This is a genomic window from Sphingomonas sp. BK345 (assembly GCF_014193845.1).
Taxonomy (GTDB): Bacteria; Pseudomonadota; Alphaproteobacteria; order Sphingomonadales; family Sphingomonadaceae; genus Sphingomonas.
The window spans coordinates 1-1,158 of sequence record NZ_JACHZX010000020.1 but is presented as its reverse complement, the minus strand read 5'-3'; the positions used below and the strand labels follow the sequence as shown (position 1 = coordinate 1,158).

Sequence of the window (1,158 nt, the reverse complement as noted above, 5' to 3'; positions counted from 1 at the left end):
GCGCCACGGCCATCGGGTACGCGGCACGGTGGATCCTGAGACAAGCTCAGGATGACGCTAGTGGCGGATGGTGGTGCCAGCCGACACGCACGGCACTGGCGGCCGAGCGCCGCCGGCGCCCGCCGCCACGCCCCCGCCCCCTCAGTGGTTGTCGCGCGGCAGGCCCATGGTCTGGGCGATGCGCTGGTATTTCTCCGCGCCTTCGAGGATCGCGCCGGTGTTCATCTGGCCGACCACCGCGCGCTGGATCTCCTGCCACGGCGTCTGCGAGGCCGGGTAGGCATAGCCCCCCGCCACCTCCAGCGCGCGGCGGCGCTCGGCCAGTTCCTCGTCCCCCACCAGCACGTCGACGCGCGCCTGGTTGAGGTCGACGCGCACGCGGTCGCCGGTGCGCAGCAAGGCCAGCGCGCCCATCGCCGCCGCCTCGGGCGAGGCGTTGAGGATCGACGGCGACCCGCTCGTCCCCGACTGGCGCCCGTCGCCGATGCACGGCAGCGCGTGGACGCCCTCGGTAATGAGGTACGCCGGCGGGCGCATGTTCACCACCTCGGCCGCGCCGGGATAGCCGACCGGCCCGGCGCCGCGCATGAACAGCAAGGTCTCGGGCGTGATCCCGGTGGCGGGATCGTCGATCCGCGCGTGGTAATCCTCCGGCCCGTCGAACACCACCGCGGGGCCCTCGAAGGCGTTGGGATCCGCCGGGTTGCTCAGGTAGCGGTCGCGGAACTCGGGCGAGATCACGCTGGTCTTCATCACCGCCGCGTCGAACAGATTGCCCGACAGCACCAGGAACCCCGCCGCCTCCTTGAGCGGCCGGTCGTACGGGCGGATCACCGCCTCGTCCTCGATTCTGGCGCCGCGGCAGTTCTCGCCCATGGTGCGACCGTTGACCGTCAGCGCGCCCTCCGCGATCAGCCCCTGCTCGATCAGCTGGTTGACCACCGCGGGGACGCCGCCGGCGCGGTAATAATCCTCGCCGAGATACTCGCCCGCGGGCTGGAGGTTGACCAAGAGCGGCACGCCGTGCCCCTCGGTCTCCCAGTCCTTGAGCGGCAGCTCGACGCCGACGTGGCGTGCCAAGGCGGCGAGGTGGATCGGCGCGTTGGTCGAGCCACCGATCGCCGAATTGACCTTGATCGCGTTGTGGAACGCGTCCCT

Annotated in this window: 1 protein-coding gene; it reads right to left on the bottom strand. The window is 71.5% G+C overall.

The window, feature by feature from the left end; genetic code table 11:
* Nucleotides 1–141 precede the first annotated feature (141 nt).
* Nucleotides 142–1,158 (bottom strand): dihydroxy-acid dehydratase (locus FHY03_RS20690; RefSeq protein ID WP_183932316.1); only part of this gene is annotated, 1,017 nt, incomplete at its 5' end.